The organism is Enterobacter cloacae complex sp. P17RS, from assembly GCF_014895885.1.
Taxonomy (GTDB): domain Bacteria; phylum Pseudomonadota; class Gammaproteobacteria; order Enterobacterales; family Enterobacteriaceae; genus Enterobacter; species Enterobacter bugandensis.
Genome location: NZ_JADBQK010000017.1, coordinates 20,055 through 37,267, shown reverse-complemented (window position 1 = coordinate 37,267; position 17,213 = coordinate 20,055). Strand labels below are relative to the sequence as shown.

Sequence of the window (17,213 nt, the reverse complement as noted above, 5' to 3'; positions counted from 1 at the left end):
GGTAAGGTTGGTTTGTTTTATCCCCTCTCCCCTATGGGGAGAGGGTTAGGGTGAGGGGAGGAAGGTGCGGTCTGATGCCCTCACCCCGGCCCTCTCCCACGGGGAGAGGGAGAAAACATTACGATGGCATTGCGATGGCCTGCTTCTCTTCGAGCAGTTTGTCCACCACGCCAGGATCGGCAAGCGTTGAGGTATCGCCGAGGTTGCTGGTATCGCCTGCCGCGATTTTGCGCAGGATACGGCGCATAATCTTGCCGGAACGGGTTTTCGGCAGCGAGTCTGTCCAGTGCAGTACGTCCGGCGTGGCAAGCGGGCCAATCTCTTTACGTACCCAGTTGCGCACCTCGGTATACAGCTCCGGCGACGGCTCTTCACCGTGGTTCAGGGTGACGTAGGCGTAGATCGCCTGGCCCTTGATGTTGTGAGGAATGCCGACCACCGCCGCTTCGGCAATCTTCGGATGCGACACCAGCGCGGACTCAATTTCTGCCGTACCCAGACGGTGGCCGGAAACGTTCAGCACGTCGTCCACGCGTCCGGTGATCCAGTAATAACCATCTTCATCCCGGCGCGCGCCGTCGCCGCTGAAGTACATGTTTTTGAAGGTCGAGAAGTAGGTCTGCTCGAAGCGCTCGTGATCGCCAAACAGCGTGCGCGCCTGGCCCGGCCAGGAGTCTGTGATCACCAGGTTACCCTCGGTAGCGCCTTCCTGCGGATTACCTTCGTTATCCACCAGCGCAGGCTGCACGCCGAAGAACGGACGGGTTGCCGAGCCGGCCTTCAGCTGCGTGGCACCCGGCATTGGGGTGATCATGAAGCCGCCGGTTTCGGTCTGCCACCAGGTGTCCATCACCGGGCACTTCTCGTTACCGATTTTCTTCCAGTACCACTCCCAGGCTTCCGGGTTGATGGGCTCGCCCACGGAGCCGAGGATGCGCAATGAGGAGCGGTCGGTGCCCTCGATGGCCTTATCGCCTTCCGCCATTAACGCGCGGATCGCCGTTGGCGCGGTGTAAAGAATGTTGACCTGGTGCTTATCGACCACCTGACACATGCGCGCCGGGGTCGGCCAGTTCGGTACGCCCTCAAACATCAGCGTCGTTGCGCCGCAGGCCAGCGGGCCGTACAGCAGGTAGCTGTGTCCGGTGACCCAGCCCACGTCGGCGGTACACCAGTAGATGTCGCCCGGATGGTAGTCGAAGACGTATTTAAAGGTGGTGGCCGCATAGACCAGATAGCCGCCGGTGGTGTGCAGTACGCCTTTCGGTTTACCGGTTGAGCCGGAGGTGTAAAGAATAAACAGCGGATCTTCCGCGTTCATCTCTTCCGGCTGATGCTGGTCGCTCGCTTTTTCAATCAGGTCGCTCCACCACAGGTCACGCCCCTCATGCCAGTCGATCTTGCCGCCGGTACGCTTGAGGACAATGACGTTGCTGACCGTTTTGACGTTCGGGTTTTTCAGCGCTTCATCGACGTTTTTCTTCAGCGGAATACCGCGCCCGGCGCGTACGCCCTCGTCGGCGGTGATCACCAGCTTCGAGTTCGAGTCAACGATGCGCCCGGCAACCGCTTCAGGGGAGAAGCCGCCGAAGATGACGGAGTGGATCGCGCCAATACGCGCGCAGGCGAGCATAGCTACTGCCGCTTCCGGCACCATCGGCATGTAGATCGCCACCACGTCGCCTTTTTTAATCCCCTGGTCCAGCAGCACGTTAGCGAAGCGGCAGACGTCGCGGTACAGCTCTTTATAAGAGATATGTTTGCTCTGAGAGGCATCGTCGCCTTCCCAGATAATGGCCGTTTCGTTGCCGCGTTCGGCAAGATGGCGGTCCAGGCAGTTCGCCGCCAGGTTCAGCGTGCCGTCTTCATACCATTTAATGGAGACGTTGCCTGGCGCGAAAGAAGTATTCTTCACCTTCTGATAAGGTTTGATCCAGTCAAGGATGTGACCCTGCTCGCCCCAGAAGGCGTCCGGGTTGGTAACAGATTGCTGATATTTCTCGTGGTACTGCTCCGGGGTGATCAGGCAACGGTCCGCAATGTTTGCGGGAATGTCGTGTTTGTGTATTTGGCTCATGGCTTTTTTTCTCCTTGTAAGATGTTAATAATATGTCGCAAAAACGTTAATAGTAGGGGCTTTACAAGCTTTGTTTAGTATTTGGGCGACAGATCACGCATTGTTTGAACAGGTTGAAAATTGAGCGAATGAAACTTTGAAGGGAAATAATTCACGATGCCGATTATTCACAATTCTTTATAAAAAAGCGTTTTTATAACAAAAGGTTATTTATCAGAATTATGACAAACTCGCGTCATAACCGCTTTTGATAGTGAAATGCGTCGTTCTTTAAGGCTTGCGCAACAGGTCGTGCAAATGATACTCATACGCCGCGTTAAAAAATCCCATAAACCAACGCAACACAATTCATACCCTTTCAGTATGTCTCCATATTCATGCAGTTTTGCTGGTGCGGAGATTTCATTGAGGAAGTCAGTTTCTATGAAAAATTTGAAAGTCAGCCTGGCCTGGCAGATCCTGCTGGCCCTTGTGCTGGGCATCTTGCTGGGCAGTTATCTTCATTATCATAGCGACAGCCGCGAGTGGCTGATTGCGAACCTGCTCTCTCCGGCAGGCGATATTTTTATTCATCTGATTAAGATGATTGTGGTGCCCATTGTGATCTCGACGCTGGTGGTCGGTATCGCGGGCGTCGGCGATGCGAAGCAATTAGGTCGCATTGGCGCGAAAACTATTCTCTATTTCGAAGTGATCACCACGGTTGCGATTATCCTCGGCATAACGCTGGCGAACGTATTCCAGCCAGGCTCCGGGATCGATATGTCGCAGCTGGCGACGGTGGATATTTCGAAATACCAAAGCACCACCGCTGACGTGCAGAGCCATTCCCATGGTCTGATGGGGACTATCCTGTCGCTGGTGCCGACCAACATCATTGCTTCCATGGCGAAAGGCGAGATGCTGCCGATCATCTTCTTCTCGGTGCTGTTTGGTCTGGGGCTCTCCTCCCTGCCGGCAACGCACCGTGAGCCGCTGGTCACCGTGTTCCGCTCAATCTCCGAAACCATGTTCAAAGTGACCCACATGGTGATGCGCTACGCGCCGGTTGGTGTGTTCGCGCTTATCGCCGTGACCGTGGCGAACTTTGGTTTTGCCTCCCTGTGGCCGCTGGCGAAGCTGGTGATCCTGGTGCACTTCGCCATTCTGTTCTTCGCACTGGTGGTGCTGGGGATTGTGGCGCGCCTGTGCGGGCTGAGTATCTGGATTCTGATCCGCATCCTGAAGGATGAACTGATTCTGGCGTACTCCACCGCAAGCTCTGAGAGCGTGCTGCCGCGCATCATTGAGAAGATGGAGGCGTACGGTGCGCCAGCGTCGATAACGAGCTTCGTGGTGCCGACCGGCTACTCCTTTAACCTGGATGGCTCGACGCTGTACCAGAGTATTGCGGCGATCTTTATCGCGCAGCTGTACGGCATTGACCTGTCGCTGTGGCAGGAGATCGTACTGGTTCTGACGCTGATGGTGACCTCAAAGGGCATCGCAGGCGTGCCGGGCGTCTCCTTCGTGGTGCTGCTGGCGACGCTGGGCAGCGTGGGTATTCCGCTGGAAGGCCTGGCGTTTATCGCCGGTGTGGACCGTATCCTCGATATGGCGCGTACGGCGCTGAACGTCGTGGGTAACGCGCTGGCGGTGCTGGTTATCGCCAAGTGGGAACACAAATTCGACCGTAAAAAAGCGCTGGCGTATGAACGCGAAGTGCTGGGTCGTTTTGATAAGACGGCTGACCAGTAACATCCTAAGCCCGGTGGCGCTGCGCTTACCGGGCCTACGGGTTTTGTAGGCCGGGTAAGGCGAAGCCGCCACCCGGCACGTTATTCTCCGCTCAACGCATCAAACTCCTCACACCCCGTATCAAACCCTTCGGTACAGCTCAGGTTTAGCCAGTAGAGCGCTTTCTGCTTATTCGGCGTGATAAAGCCTTTCTCACCCTGCTGGAACAGCATTCCTGCCCAGTATTCCGCATAGCCCGTACGTGACAGGGACGAGCTGCGCTTAAACCATGACGCCGCCTGTACGTCATCCTGCGGCACCTCTACGCCGTTGGCATAAATCAGCCCCAGCAGCAGCTGCGCATCGACCGCCGAGTCGTTGTCGATATCTTCGGCCGCCGTTTGCAGGAGCTTGATGGCCTGAGGATAGTCGGTTTTACCCGCCTGCGTGTTCACCATAATACGCGCCAGCATAATCGTGCCGCGCTTGCTGCCGGCGATGGTGGCCTGCTGCGCCAGCGCTTTAGCCTGAGCGTAATCCCCCTGCGTAAAGAGGATCTGCGAGAGTAAACCCATGGCGTCGACATCACCGCCTTTTGCGGCTTTCTCGGCCCACAGCGCTGCCTGCTTTCTGTCACCGGAGCTGAAGTAGGTATCGGCGAGATAATACTGGGCGCGGGCATCGCCGGCTTCCGCCTGCTTCTGATACTGGCTGCCTATCTCATCCGCGCGGGCGAACGACGTAAAAAATAACAACAACAGAAAAATGGCTTTCATGGATTCTTATCATCTGGGTACACGCCGCGCAGTATAATCGCGGTAGCAAAAGAAAAAAATGGGTGCATTAAGACCTCAGCATCCCACAAGCCGGGCGAAACCGTGGTTTCGCCCGTAGAGGTTAGCCTGCCACGCAGGCTAATTTCGCCGCCACCTCCTGATGTTCACTCTTTATTGAAAACTCGCACAGTCTACCGCGAGTAATAAAGGTAAATATCACTATCGTCAGGCAGATAATAAAGACGATGCCTAACGCAGTTTTTAATGGCGTCATGCCTTTTACTCCTTGTCAAAAAAAGAATAAGAGGCTACTCTCAACCTGTTGGTAGTTGAGGGGTAGCCTCGGGCGAATGAAAATTTCCCGGGGCTTTCCACTTTCTGTCCCTCAACAATGCTCAAGACAGAAAGTCTTAAGCACCCGCCGCACATCTTATCCTTCTGAATTAAAATGCAAAGATGTAATTCTGTTCTGCGCGAATTACATTATTTTGCGAGCCGCTTTCCAGAATAATAATTTATATTTTTAATGTTTTAAGCGGAAATAAAAAGGGAGTGAATAACTCACTCCCTTTATTCAACGATTAATTAACGGCTTCAACCCATTGCGCTTTCACGCAGCCGTGCTTTCAGCTTGTTATATTCGTCGATCACATACTGTTCCGCCGCGTGCTGATCCGCAATCGGCTCCACGTTGACGGCGCAGTATTTGTACTCCGGCGTTTTGGTTATCGGGCTGAGGTTCTCCGTCACCAGCTCGTTACAGGCACCAATCCACCACTGGTAGGTCATATAGACCGCCCCTTTGTTTGGACGGTCGCTGACCTGCGCGCGGGTAATGATGCGGCCTTTGCGCGAATTCACCCACACCAGCGCTTCATCCTCAATGCCGAGGCGCTCCGCATCGGCGGTGTTGATCTGCGCGTAGCCCGGTTCGTCCGCCAGCGCCGCCAGCGCGGCGCAGTTGCCGGTCATCGAACGGCAGGAGTAGTGGCCTACTTCACGCACGGTAGAGAGCACCATCGGGTATTCGTCGGTGAGTTTATCGATCGGCGCAACCCAGTCGCAGGTGAAGAACTGCGCCAGCCCGTTCGGGGTGTCAAATTTCTCTTTAAAGAGATACGACGTCCCCTGGTCGGCCTCCGACTCGTCCCGGCACGGCCACTGGATGTAGCCCAGCTCACCCATTTTTTCATAGGTTGCCCCATAAAAGTCCGGGCACAGATGCCGCAGCTCGTCCCAGATCTCCTGGGTGTTGTTGTAGTGCATCGGGTAGCCCATGCGGGTGGCGATTTCGCTGATGATCTGCCAGTCCGTTTTCAAATCCCACTTCGGCTCGACCGCCTTAAAGAAGCGCTGGAAGCCGCGGTCCGCCGCCGTATAGACGCCTTCATGCTCGCCCCAGGAGGTCGACGGGAGAATCACATCCGCCGCCGCCGCGGTTTTGGTCATGAAGATATCCTGGACAATCACCAGCTCCAGATCCTCAAAGCCTTTGCGCACCGCAGACAGCTCGGCGTCGGTCTGGAGCGGATCTTCACCCATGATGTAGGCCGCCCGCACTTCACCGTGCGCCGCGCGGTGCGGCAGCTCGCTGATGCGATAGCCGGTGTGTGCCGGCAGGCTCTCCACGCCCCAGGCCTTCGCGAACTTCTCGCGGTTTTCCGGGTACTTCACGTACTGATAGCCCGGATACGTGTCCGGCAGCGCGCCCATGTCGCAGGCACCCTGGACGTTATTCTGGCCGCGAACCGGGTTAACGCCGACGTGCGCTTTGCCCAGATTCCCGGTCAGCATCGCGAGGCTGGTCAGGGAGCGCACGGTTTCCACGCCCTGGTAGAACTGGGTCACGCCCATGCCCCACAGGATGGCGGCGGTTTTCGCTCCGGCATACATCCGTGCCGCCTGGCGGATCTCCTGCGCGCTGACGCCGGTTATCGCCTCTACCGACTCCGGCGTGTAGCCTTCGACAATTTTCCGGTACTCTTCAAACCCTTCCGTACGCGTGGCGACAAACGCCTGGTCGTACAGGTTCTCCTCAATAATGACGTGCCCCATCGCATTCAACAGCGCGATATTCGAGCCGTTTTTCAGCGCAATGTGCATATCCGCAATGCGCGCGGTTTCGATTTTGCGCGGATCGCAGACGATGATTTTCGCCCCGTTCTGTTTAGCGCGAATCACGTGGTTCGCGACGATAGGGTGAGAATCCGCTGGGTTATAACCGAAGATAAACACCAGATCGGTGTTATCTATCTCGTTGATAGCATTACTCATTGCGCCGTTACCGACCGACTGGTGCAGACCTGCAACCGATGGGCCGTGTCAGACGCGAGCGCAGCAGTCGACGTTATTGGTACCAATAACGGCGCGCGCGAATTTTTGCATCACGTAGTTGGTTTCATTCCCGGTCCCGCGTGAGGAGCCGGTGGTCTGAATGGCATCCGGGCCATACTTGGCCTTAATGGCACTCAGGCGCGTGGCGACGTAATCCAGCGCCTCGTTCCAGGAGACGGCTTCCAGCTTGCCGCCGCGCTCGCGGCGGATCATAGGGTTTTTCAGGCGCGGGGTGAGGATTTGTGTATCGTTAATAAAATCCCAGCCGTAATACCCCTTCAGGCACAGCGTGCCCTGGTTGGTTTTCCCCTGCGCGGCCTCCGCCCGGACGATTTTGCCGTTATCGACCACCAGGTGGATCTTGCAACCTGAGGCACAATAAGGGCAAACCGTGACGACTTTTTTCATCAGTCTGCTCCAGTTAATCAAATCTTTCGCACCGACTAATGCAGCTTCTATGCCATGTTTTTAGTGGGGTTACTCACAGGCTTTACGGTGCATTCCCGACGAAATCCCTGACGAAAAGCAGACAATCGTCAAAATTGACGTGTCGAATGAGCGGCGGATGTGACATGGGTTGAATTTCCGTCACGGAAAAATTCATTTCACTGGAGCCGACGGCAGAATGGTTCAGACTTAACATAATCCCCTGACGGAAGCATATGATGAAACCGGCGATTCTGGTGGTTGATGACGATATGGCAGTGTGTGAACTGCTGCAGGATGTGCTGAGCGAGCACGTCTTTAGCGTGCTTGTCTGCCACAACGGCCAGGATGCGCTGCGGCAGGTTCAACAGGAGCCGGCTATCGCCCTTGTTCTGCTGGATATGATGCTGCCGGACATCAACGGCCTGCAGGTTTTGCTGCAGCTGCAAAAGCAGCGCCCGGCGCTACCGGTGATCATGTTAACCGGGCTGGGCAGTGAATCAGACGTGGTAGTGGGGCTGGAGATGGGGGCTGACGATTATATTGGCAAACCGTTTAATCCACGCGTGGTGGTGGCCCGCGTTAAGGCCGTGCTGCGTCGTACCGGAGCGCTGGCAGCCGAAGCGCCGATGCCACGTGCGGCGGGGATAACCTTCAACGACTGGACGCTGGACACCGCCCGCTGTGAACTGATTGATCCGCAGCGTAACGCCGTGCCACTGACTCAGGGTGAATATGGCCTGCTGCTGGCGCTCACGCAAAATGCCCGCCGGGTACTGAGCCGCGAGCAGCTGCTTGAGCTCACCCACAGCGAAAGTACCGAGGTATTCGACCGCACGATTGACGTGTTGATCATGCGCCTGCGGCGAAAAATCGAGGTCAACCCGCATCAGCCTAAGCTCATCAAAACCATGCGCGGTCTGGGCTACGTTTTTGCCGCCGATGTGTCTCATAGCGAGAAAGCGGCCTAAGTATTCTCTTTAATAAACAGCTGCAGCTCGGCCAGCGTTTTCGCGCCGTCAATCGCATTGGCCGCCAGCAGGCTTGCCCGCGCGCAGGCGTGCGCCAGATAAATACTTTCTGTCAGCGGCAGCGATTCATGGCAGCCGTATAAAAAGCCCGCGCAAAAGGCATCGCCCGCGCCGACGCTGCCGATAATCTCGTTCTGCTCCAGCTTCCAGGACGGAACCCATCGGCCTGCTTCTCCCGGTGTTTCACCCCATGCCCCTTCCGGGCAGTGGATTACCACCCGCTGACGAACGCCTGCCGCCAGCAGCTGCGCCGCGGCATCGGCGATATGGACGATGTTCAGGGCATCGTTGCCGTCGCGCATCTCCAGCCCGCTAAATTCACCGGCCTCGAGTTCATTAATCACCAGATAATCCAGATGGCGCAGGGCAGGGAGCACCAGCGGCTGGTAGCGCGGGTCGCCCTTGCGGGACACCAGGTCAAGGGAGGTTTCATACCCCTGCTCGCGCATCTGCGCCAGCAGCCGCGCGCTGCGGGTGCCAAACTCGTCATCCGGCATATCCAGGCTGTCGAGCAGCAGCAGGTAGCCGAGATGGAAGATCTTCATCGATCCATCGAGACGATCGAAGGCGGGAAGATCCAGCAGACGGTTGGCCCCCGGCGAGTGGAAAAAGGTGCGCTGCCCGCTGGGATCGGTCATCACCTGCGACATGGAGGTTGGGGCGAAGGTGGTGCGCTGCACGCGCTGGCGGTTGACGTGGTACTGGTCGAGCATCGCCAGAATGTAGTCCCCGTCGCCGTCTTCCCCGATCAGCCCCACCGCCTGCAGCGGCAGGCCAACGTGCATTTTCGCCAGCGTCAGCAGGACGTTGAGCGGCGCGCCGCCGGTTGAGCGCTCGCTGTGGGTGATTTCCGCCAGCCAGCCGCGCTCCGGCCACTGCACGATCTGGTGAACGTGATCCACCAGCATATTGCCTGCGGCGATGATGCCTTTGCGTTCCATTATGCCTGCCCCGCGCTGCCGAAGATGCGCATCTGCTCGGCGACCGTATCGGTTATCGCCTCTTCTATCCCCAGCAGCAGTTCGGCAAACTCATCGTACAGCGGCTGGCGGTTCGCCATGCGCTGCTCAACGGCGGCGAGCGCGGCCTGCGACATGCCGGTGTAGAAGTTGATTTTATGAATGCCCAGCTCGATGGCGCGGCGGAAGTCTGCATCGCTAATCCCGGAGCCGCCGTGCAGCACCAGCGGCAGCCCCGTCTGCTGACGAATGGCGTCCAGGCGCGGGAAATCGAGCTTCGGCTCGCCTTTGTATTTGCCGTGCGCGTTGCCGATGGCGACCGCCAGCGCGTCGATGCCGGTCTTATCGACAAACTCCCGCGCCAGCTGCGGGTCGGTAAAGAACGCTTCATCCGCATGTCCGTACAGCGCGCCGCCTTCATCCCCGCCGACCGCGCCCAGCTCCGCCTCCACCGAGACGCCCACCGCGTGGCACATCTTCACCACTTCCCGGGTCTGGCGAATGTTCTCCTCGTAGCTCAGCGTCGAGCCGTCGAACATCACCGAGCTAAACCCCAGGCGCAGGGCGCGCACGACGGCCTCGAAATGCAGGCCGTGGTCGAGATTCAGCACTACGGGAATATCATGACGGGCGGCTTCGAACTTGACCGCTTCGACCAGCGAATCCAGGGAAACATACTTAAAGTGCACTTCGGCGATGTTGATGATAAACGGCGAGCGTTCCTGCTTTGCGGCGGCAAACAGCGCGCGCAGGAAATGGGAGTCGAGCACGTTGAACGCGCCCAGCGCGTAGCGGTGTTTCCTGGCGTGCTCAAGACCGTCGGCAAGAGAAATCAGTGGCATCATTCACTCCTTATCTCCGAAACAGGTTGTACTCGTTGCACAGCACCAGCACCGCCGGTTCGTCTTCTTCGATGTTGTTATAGCGGGCAACGGGCTGCAAAAAGTGGTTGTCGTGCTCGTCGTCATTCACCGACGACACTTCGCCCACCAGCACGTCGCCAAAGCCGCGTTCGCCCCAGAAGCTGTGATACAGGCCGGGCGTGAGACAGATGCTTTCTCCTGGTGTGAGGCGCAGCTGGCTGCCGGGAGCGTGGGTTTGCCGACAGCCGTCAATCGTGACGGTCACGTCGGTGTTTTCGGTCTCTTCATGCGCTCCCGCATTCCATAACTCAATAATCAGGTTCCCGCCGCCCCGGTTAATGATGTCTTCCCGCTTGCGCCAGTGAAAATGCATCGGCGTCACCTGGCCGTCGCGCACGTGCATGATTTTTTCGGCGTAGCATTTCTCATACGGCACGCCGTTGGGGGAGCCGTTGCGCAGGGTAAACAGGGTCAGACCCTGCGCGGCAAAGCTGTTGCCGCCGAAAGCGGTCACGTCCCAGCCGAGCTTGAGGTCAAACACTTCCTGCCATGCGGCCCGATCAAGCTGCTGCCATTTGGTTGGCGGAAAGCTGGCAAACGGCGGGAGATGCACGTCGTGCATGGAAAAGAACTGCCGCGTGTGGCCGAGGATTTCATTGATGTCGGAGCGTTTCATGGGGACTCCTTGAAAACAGTTCCCTCTCCCTGTGGGAGAGGGAAAAGGATCATTTAACCGTCCACCCCTTATACGTGCCGACGTTCTTTTTATCGATCATCGTCACTGGGATCAGCACAGGCTCTTTCGGCGCGGGTTTGCCCTGCAGAATGTCATAGCCGATCTCCACCGCCTTCGCCGCCATCACCTGCGGATCCTGCGCCGGGGTCGCCACAAACAGGGAGTTTTCGCGCTTCAGCGCCTCTTCACCGTCCGGGGAACCGTCCACGCCGACGATAAAGAACTCGTTGCGCTGGGCCTGTTTCGCCGCCAGATCGGCGCCGATCGCGGTCGGATCGTTAATCGCGAATACGCCGTCGATCTTCGGATTGGCCGCCAGCAGGGAGGTCATCACTTCCAGCCCGCCTTCACGACTGCCTTTGGCATTCTGGTTGTCCGAGAGCACCTTGATGTCCGGATGTTTTTTGAATTCCGTCTGGCAGCCTTCCACGCGGTTCTGCACCGCGGAGACCGGCGGTCCGTTGATGATCACCACGTTGCCTTTGCCTTTCAGGCGGTCGGTAATGTACTTACAGGCCATTTCCCCCGCCTGAGTATTATCGGAGGTGATGGTCGCATCGGCCCCTTCCGCCGCCACGTCCACCGCCACGACCACGATCCCCGCTTCTTTGGCCCGCTTCACCGCCGGGCCGATCCCTTTGGAATCCGCAGCGTTGAGGATGATCATGTCCACCTTCGCGGCGATGAAGTTATCGATCTGCGACACCTGCTGGCCCAGATCGTAACCGCTGGAAACCAGCGTCACCTTGACGTTATCGCCAGCCAGCTTGCGCGCTTCCAGCTCGGCACCTTTGGTGATCTGCACGAAGAACGGGTTAGCCAGGTCGCCCACCGTCACGCCGATGGACTTCAGATCTTTTGCCTGCGCAAACGGCGTTGCGGCCAGCAGCGCGCCAGCACAGAGCGCGGTCACTAAGGGTTTCAAACGCATCTTGTCTTCCTCGCTTGTAGGGTATTGTTGTTATGCACTTTGATGATGTCGGGTACGGTATTTGTCGATTAGCACCGCTATGATGATCACCGCCCCTTTGATCACCAGCTGCCAGAAGTAGGAGACGCCCATCAGCGTCATGCCGTTGTTGAGGGTGGCTATGATCAATGCCCCCACCAGCGTGCCGGTGATCGTGCCGATCCCGCCGACGAAGCTGGTGCCGCCGAGGATCACTGCCGCAATCGCATCCAACTCGTAACCCGTGCCGAGGTTACCGTTGGCGCTGTAGAGGCGCGAGGCGCTCATCACCCCGCCGAGGCCGGAGAGCAGGCCGCTCATGCCGTAGACAAACAGCAGCACCAGCCAGACTTTGATGCCGGTTAAGCGCGCCGCCTGCATGTTGCCGCCGACCGCGTAGATATGAACGCCGAGCGTGGTGCGGCGCAGGATGAACCAGCAGATAGCGATGACCGCCAGGGCAATGACGACGAGCCACGGAATCGGGCCGAGATAGTTATTGCCGATCCACTCGAAGCTGATGCTGGAGTTAATCACCGTGGTGCCGTCCGCCAGCAGATACGCCGCGCCTCGCAGCGCCGTATAGGTGCCGAGCGTGACGATAAACGGCGGCAGCCCGGCGAAGGCCACCAGCGCGCCGTTGAACAGCCCCAGCACCATGCCGAGCATCAGCGCCGCCGGAATGGAGAGCATCGCGAATTCAGGAATAAGCGAGACCACCATCGCCGCCACCGCCGTGGTGCCCAGAATCGAGCCCACGGAGAGGTCAATCCCGCCGGTCAGAATGATGAAGGTCATCCCCGCCGCCAGCACGATGTTGATCGACGCCTGACGGGTAATGTTGAGCAGGTTACTTTCGGTAAAGAAGTTCGGGGCGATAAAGCCAAACACCGCCACAATCAGGATTAAAATCGGCAAAATGCCGACCGTTTGCATCAGATCGCTCATCAGCATTTTTTTGGCGGAGGCGGATTTCGCCACCTGCTGCGGATGGGTTGGAGTTGTCATGATTGCACCGCCTGATGATGTGTGTCGTTCACGCCGGTTGCCAGCGTCATAATATTTTCCTGAGAGATGTCGCGCCCGTGCAGTTCACCCGCAATGCTGCCTTCCCGCATTACGTACACCCGGTCGCTCATCCCCACCACTTCCGGCAGCTCGCTGGAGATCATCAAAATCGCCACGCCCTTGCGCGCCATCTGGTTCATGATGCGGTAGATCTCGCTTTTGGCACCGACGTCCACCCCGCGCGTGGGTTCGTCGAGAATCAGAATGCGCGGGCCAATCGCCACCCAGCGGGAGATCAGCAGCTTTTGCTGGTTGCCGCCGGAGAGCCCGCCCGCGCGCACCTGAGAATGGGGCACGCGGATGTTAAGCAGGGCGATAGCATCATCGGAAATGGACTGGGCTTTTTTGCGGTTAAGCATGCCGAAGGTGGCGTCGCGCTCCAGCGTCGCCATGGTGATGTTCTCCTGCGCCGCCAGCTCCAGAAACAGCCCCTGCTCCTTGCGGTTCTCGGTGAGAAAACCAATCCCGTTTTCAATGGCCGCGCGCGGGGAGTGGATCACCACCGGCTCGCCGTCCACCTCAATCATCCCGCCGGTGGCCTTGCGCACGCCGAAAATCAACTGCGCCAGCTCGGAGCGTCCGGCCCCGACCAGCCCCGCCAGCCCGACGATTTCACCGGAGCGCACCTGCAGGCTGCATGGCTGCACTTTTTTACCGTCGGTGAGGTGGTGCACGTTGAGACGCGGGCTGCCGAGAGGGATATCGCGCTCTTTGTTGAACAGATCGCTGAGCGGGCGGCCCACCATCATCTTCACCAGTTCAGACGCGTTCAGCTTGTCGCGCGTCAGGCTGCCGACGTACTGCCCGTCGCGCAGAACGCTCACGCGGTCAGAGAGTTCATACACTTCCGCCATGCGGTGGCTGATATAGATAATCGCCATGCCTTCATCGCGCAGGCGCAAAATCAGTTCAAACAGGCGATGGGTTTCGCGGGAGGAGAGGGCGGCGGTGGGTTCGTCCATCACCAGGATGCGGCTGTTGCGGTGCAGCGCGCGGGCGATTTCCACCTGCTGCTGCTCGGCGATGGTCAGCTTCATCACCAGGTCGGTGGCGCTGAACTGCGCGCCGAGACGGTCAATCACCGCCTGCGCCTGGGCGGCCATCTCCTTGCGCTGCACCAGCCCGCCGCGCGACAACTCGCTGCCGAGGAAGATATTTTCCGCGACGGTCAGATTGGGGGCGAGCTGCATCTCCTGGTAAATCAGGGTAATGCCTGCGGCCAGCGCGTCCTTCGGCCCTTTGATGTGAAACGGCTGGCCGTCGATCAGGATCTCGCCGCCGGTGGCGGTATAGGCCCCCGCGAGGATCTTCATCAGCGTGCTTTTTCCCGCGCCGTTTTCCCCCATCAGCGCGTGGATCTCACCGGGGAAGACCGTCAAATCCACGCCCTTGAGCGCGTGGAAATTGCCAAAGGTTTTGGCAATGTGGCGCATCTCTAAAACCGGGGTTCTGCTCATGGCGGATCTCCTGTGAATGTCGATATCTGCACTTCATCACAGGTGCGTAAATGCAAAATGTCAGAAGCTGTTCATATTTGTCATAGTTATGAATAGCGAATGTGGATCACAGTTACGGAGTCAACATGTCTTCACGCCCCCCGTTCTTCTCCAGCGCCCGCGGTCGCCTGCTGATATTTAACCTGCTGGTGGTCGCCGTCACGCTGATGGTGAGCGGCGTGGCGGTGCTCGGCTTTCGTCATGCCAGCCAGATCCAGGAGCAGGTCCAACAGCAAACGCTGGACGACATGACCGGGAGCATGAACCTCGCGCGCGACACGGCCAACGTGGCAACGGCGGCGGTGCGGCTTTCGCAGGTAGTGGGGGCGCTGGAGTACAAAGGCGAGGCCGAGCGGCTGAAGCAGATGCAAACGGCGCTGCGCCGCTCGCTGGAACAGCTGGCGGATGCCCCGCTGGCGCAGCAGGAGCCGGCGCTGGTGGCGCGGATTATTCGCAGAAGCAATGAATTACAGCAAAGCGTAACGGGGATGTTGGAGCGCGGGCAAAAGCGGCATCTTGAGCGTAACGCGCTGCTGAGCTCGCTCTATCAAAGCCAGAGCTATTTACGCCATCTTCAGGACATCAACCGTCGCTTCGGCAGCAACGTGCCGGACGCGCGGCAGCTGATGGAGATGGATCGGCTGATCGCGGCCGCGATTGATACACCTTCGCCGCGTGCTACCGTTCAGCAGCTGGACGCCGTGACCGCCACGCTGCCCCGAAGCGCCATACAGCCGGTCGTGGAGGGCGTTTTGCCCGATTTTAACGCCGAGCTGCGCAAGCTTGCCCCGCTGTCGAAGCAACTGGAGGAGAGCGATCTGTCCATCAGCTGGTATATGTTCCACATTAAGGCGCTGGTGGCGATCCTTAATAGCGATATTAATCAGTACGTTGAGCAGGTGGCGCAGGCTTCCCGGCTTCGCACGGCCCAGAGCCATCACGAGTTGCAATCCATCAGCGTGTTTATCAGCATCTTCGCCGTGCTGGCGCTGATCATCACCGGCTGCGCCTGCTGGTATATCTACCGCAATCTGGGCTCCAACCTGACGGCCATCTCCCGGGCGATGTCGCGACTTGCCCACGGTGAACAGGATGTTTCTGTTCCTGCGCTGCAGCGGCGCGACGAGCTGGGCGAGCTGGCGCGCGCGTTTAACGTTTTTGCCCGCAACACCGCCTCGCTTGAGCACACCACGCGTCTGCTGAAAGAGAAAACCACGCAGATGGAGATCGACCGCATCGAGCGTCAGGGGCTGGAAGAGGCGCTGCTGCACAGCCAGAAGATGAAGGCCGTCGGACAGCTGACAGGCGGGCTGGCGCATGATTTTAACAACCTGCTGGCGGTGATCATCGGCAGCCTTGAGCTGACAGACCCCGAATCAAACGACGCACCGCGCATTACCCGTGCGCTGAAGGCAGCCGAACGCGGCGCGCTGCTGACCCAGCGGCTGCTGGCGTTTTCCCGCAAACAGTCCCTGACGCCGCATGCAGTAGAGATGCTGCCCCTGCTGGAAAACCTACGGGAACTGATGCGCCACTCGCTGCCCGCCACGCTTACCCTGGAGATTGAAGCGCAAACCCCGGCATGGCCCGCGTGGATTGACGTCAGCCAGCTGGAAAACGCCATTATCAACCTGGTGATGAACGCCCGGGATGCGATGGAAGGCCAGAGCGGGGCGATCAAAATTCGCACCTGGAACCAGCGCGTGACCCGCAGCGACGGACGCAGGCAGGATATGGTAGCGCTGGAGGTCATCGATCGCGGCAGCGGGATGTCGCAGGAGGTGAAATCCCGGGTTTTTGAACCGTTCTTCACCACCAAGCAGACCGGGAGCGGAAGTGGGCTGGGCCTGTCGATGGTGTACGGTTTTGTGCGTCAGTCCGGGGGGCGGGTAGAGATCGAAAGCGCGCCGGGACAAGGAACGACCGTGCGGCTCCACCTCCCGCGCTCGACGCTGCCCGCCGTTTCGGAGGATGAAGCGCTGGCTGCCACAACGTCCGTGGATCACGAGCGGCTTGTACTGGTGCTGGAAGATGAGGCGGACGTTCGCCAGACCCTGTGCGAACAGCTGCATCAGCTTGGCTACCTGACGCTCGAAGCGGACAGCGGCGAGCAGGCCCTGAGCATGCTGGCGGCGTCGCCGGATATTGGTATGTTTATCAGCGATCTGATGTTGCCCGGAAGCCTGAGCGGGGCCGAGGTGATTAACCATGTGCGCAGCCATTACCCGCAGCTTCCGGTGCTGCTGATCAGCGGGCAGGATTTGCGCCCGGCGCATAACCCGCAGCTGCCGGACGTTCCGTTACTGCGTAAGCCGTTTACCCGCCAGCAGCTGGCGCAGGTGCTGCGGAAGGTGATGGTAATTTGAGATTCCTCCGCTACCCCGGTTCCCAGCCATTCATTACCGTAAGACCAGTTCCCCTGCGAGTCTGGCCTTATGAAACGTTACTCTACCGTCCTGTTATTTGGTCTGCTGACTTTAACCAGCCAACTGGCGCATGCCGATGTGATTGATGACGCCATTGGCAACATTCAGCAGGCGATCAACGATGCCTACAACCCCAGCAGCAGCCGTAATGACGATGACGACGATCGTTACGACCGCAGCCGTCAAATCGACAGCCGACAGTACGACGATCGTCGTCGGCAGCTCGAAGACAGACGCCGCCGCTTAGACGAGCGTCAGCGCCAGCTGGACGACGACAGGCGTCGGTTAGAAGAGGACGAGCGCAGGTTGGAAGATGATTACGATCGCGGCTAAGTGCGGCCTGTTGCCCTCACCCC

The 17,213-nt window shown here is 58.6% G+C and carries 14 protein-coding genes; 4 read left to right on the top strand and 10 right to left on the bottom strand.

Going from position 1 to position 17,213, the window contains the following annotated elements; all coding sequences use genetic code 11:
• Nucleotides 1-118: 118 nt before the first annotated feature.
• Complete coding sequence (gene acs / locus IM265_RS14120) at nt 119-2,077, bottom strand: acetate--CoA ligase (RefSeq protein ID WP_193031994.1); 1,959 nt, start codon at nt 2,075-2,077, stop codon at nt 119-121.
• A gap of 423 nt (nt 2,078-2,500) precedes the next feature.
• On the opposite strand from acs, the gene gltP reads away from it, so the two are divergent.
• Nucleotides 2,501-3,814 carry a glutamate/aspartate:proton symporter GltP gene (gltP, locus tag IM265_RS14115; RefSeq protein ID WP_028015187.1) on the top strand — a complete coding sequence of 438 codons (1,314 nt, stop codon included), beginning with the start codon at nt 2,501-2,503 and terminating at the stop codon, nt 3,812-3,814.
• An 80-nt stretch (nt 3,815-3,894) separates the two neighbouring features.
• On the opposite strand, the gene IM265_RS14110 is transcribed toward gltP, so the two are convergent.
• The 3 genes from IM265_RS14110 to fdhF all read right to left on the bottom strand — a co-directional run bounded on the left by IM265_RS14110 (nt 3,895) and on the right by fdhF (nt 7,311).
• Nucleotides 3,895-4,569 carry a tetratricopeptide repeat protein gene (locus IM265_RS14110; RefSeq protein ID WP_045261055.1) on the bottom strand — a complete coding sequence of 225 codons (675 nt, stop codon included), beginning with the start codon at nt 4,567-4,569 and terminating at the stop codon, nt 3,895-3,897.
• 121 nt (nt 4,570-4,690) lie between these two features.
• Nucleotides 4,691-4,843 (bottom strand): Hok/Gef family protein, encoded by a 153-nt coding sequence (locus IM265_RS14105; RefSeq protein ID WP_028015189.1) that lies wholly within the window; start codon nt 4,841-4,843, stop codon nt 4,691-4,693.
• A 320-nt stretch (nt 4,844-5,163) separates the two neighbouring features.
• The gene (fdhF, locus tag IM265_RS14100) at nt 5,164-7,311 is read right to left on the bottom strand and encodes a formate dehydrogenase subunit alpha (RefSeq protein WP_080350978.1); all 2,148 of its coding nucleotides are present in this window, start codon (nt 7,309-7,311) and stop codon (nt 5,164-5,166) included.
• A gap of 257 nt (nt 7,312-7,568) precedes the next feature.
• Between fdhF and IM265_RS14095 the strand changes: the two genes are divergently transcribed.
• Nucleotides 7,569-8,300 (top strand): response regulator, encoded by a 732-nt coding sequence (locus IM265_RS14095; protein WP_048960190.1) that lies wholly within the window; start codon nt 7,569-7,571, stop codon nt 8,298-8,300.
• Here IM265_RS14095 and IM265_RS14090 read toward each other — a convergent pair.
• From IM265_RS14090 to IM265_RS14065, 6 genes are read right to left on the bottom strand one after another with little or no spacing between them, the layout of a single operon-like run.
• Nucleotides 8,297-9,304 (bottom strand): carbohydrate kinase family protein, encoded by a 1,008-nt coding sequence (locus IM265_RS14090; RefSeq protein WP_193032048.1) that lies wholly within the window; start codon nt 9,302-9,304, stop codon nt 8,297-8,299. The genes IM265_RS14095 and IM265_RS14090 overlap by 4 nt on opposite strands.
• Entirely contained in the window at nt 9,301-10,161 is an 861-nt protein-coding gene (locus IM265_RS14085; protein WP_028015195.1) for a ketose 1,6-bisphosphate aldolase, read from the bottom strand. Before IM265_RS14085 ends, IM265_RS14090 begins: the two co-directional genes overlap by 4 nt.
• Before the next feature lie 10 nt (nt 10,162-10,171).
• Nucleotides 10,172-10,858: a D-lyxose/D-mannose family sugar isomerase gene (locus tag IM265_RS14080; RefSeq protein ID WP_041911521.1), complete on the bottom strand. Its 687-nt coding sequence runs from the start codon at nt 10,856-10,858 to the stop codon at nt 10,172-10,174.
• A 49-nt stretch (nt 10,859-10,907) separates the two neighbouring features.
• Nucleotides 10,908-11,849 carry an ABC transporter substrate-binding protein gene (locus tag IM265_RS14075; RefSeq protein WP_028015197.1) on the bottom strand — a complete coding sequence of 314 codons (942 nt, stop codon included), beginning with the start codon at nt 11,847-11,849 and terminating at the stop codon, nt 10,908-10,910.
• Between the two features lie 30 nt (nt 11,850-11,879).
• Entirely contained in the window at nt 11,880-12,875 is a 996-nt protein-coding gene (locus tag IM265_RS14070) for a ribose ABC transporter permease (RefSeq protein ID WP_028015198.1), read from the bottom strand.
• Nucleotides 12,872-14,392, bottom strand: coding sequence for a sugar ABC transporter ATP-binding protein (locus IM265_RS14065; protein ID WP_028015199.1), 1,521 nt, complete (start codon nt 14,390-14,392; stop codon nt 12,872-12,874). Before IM265_RS14065 ends, IM265_RS14070 begins: the two co-directional genes overlap by 4 nt.
• 125 nt (nt 14,393-14,517) lie before the next feature.
• Here IM265_RS14065 and IM265_RS14060 point away from each other — a divergent pair, with 125 nt between their 5' ends.
• On the top strand, nt 14,518-16,797 hold the full coding sequence (locus tag IM265_RS14060; protein WP_182034393.1) for an ATP-binding protein: 2,280 nt from the start codon (nt 14,518-14,520) through the stop codon (nt 16,795-16,797).
• 69 nt (nt 16,798-16,866) lie between these two features.
• Entirely contained in the window at nt 16,867-17,190 is a 324-nt protein-coding gene (gene yjdP / locus IM265_RS14055) for a DDRRRQL repeat protein YjdP (RefSeq protein WP_028015201.1), read from the top strand.
• Nucleotides 17,191-17,213 lie beyond the last annotated feature (23 nt).

What these genes read in the sequence shown, in the direction of transcription:
- IM265_RS14110 (WP_045261055.1), bottom strand. Translation starts at nt 4,569, where the DNA reads ATGAAAGCCATTTTTCTGTTGTTGTTATTTTTTACGTCGTTCGCCCGC.
- IM265_RS14095 (WP_048960190.1), top strand. Translation starts at nt 7,569, where the DNA reads ATGAAACCGGCGATTCTGGTGGTTGATGACGATATGGCAGTGTGTGAA.
- yjdP (WP_028015201.1), top strand. Translation starts at nt 16,867, where the DNA reads ATGAAACGTTACTCTACCGTCCTGTTATTTGGTCTGCTGACTTTAACC.
- IM265_RS14070 (WP_028015198.1), bottom strand. Translation starts at nt 12,875, where the DNA reads ATGACAACTCCAACCCATCCGCAGCAGGTGGCGAAATCCGCCTCCGCC.
- IM265_RS14075 (WP_028015197.1), bottom strand. Translation starts at nt 11,849, where the DNA reads ATGCGTTTGAAACCCTTAGTGACCGCGCTCTGTGCTGGCGCGCTGCTG.
- gltP (WP_028015187.1), top strand. Translation starts at nt 2,501, where the DNA reads ATGAAAAATTTGAAAGTCAGCCTGGCCTGGCAGATCCTGCTGGCCCTT.
- IM265_RS14065 (WP_028015199.1), bottom strand. Translation starts at nt 14,392, where the DNA reads ATGAGCAGAACCCCGGTTTTAGAGATGCGCCACATTGCCAAAACCTTT.
- IM265_RS14060 (WP_182034393.1), top strand. Translation starts at nt 14,518, where the DNA reads ATGTCTTCACGCCCCCCGTTCTTCTCCAGCGCCCGCGGTCGCCTGCTG.
- IM265_RS14085 (WP_028015195.1), bottom strand. Translation starts at nt 10,161, where the DNA reads ATGCCACTGATTTCTCTTGCCGACGGTCTTGAGCACGCCAGGAAACAC.
- IM265_RS14080 (WP_041911521.1), bottom strand. Translation starts at nt 10,858, where the DNA reads ATGAAACGCTCCGACATCAATGAAATCCTCGGCCACACGCGGCAGTTC.
- acs (WP_193031994.1), bottom strand. Translation starts at nt 2,077, where the DNA reads ATGAGCCAAATACACAAACACGACATTCCCGCAAACATTGCGGACCGT.
- IM265_RS14105 (WP_028015189.1), bottom strand. Translation starts at nt 4,843, where the DNA reads ATGACGCCATTAAAAACTGCGTTAGGCATCGTCTTTATTATCTGCCTG.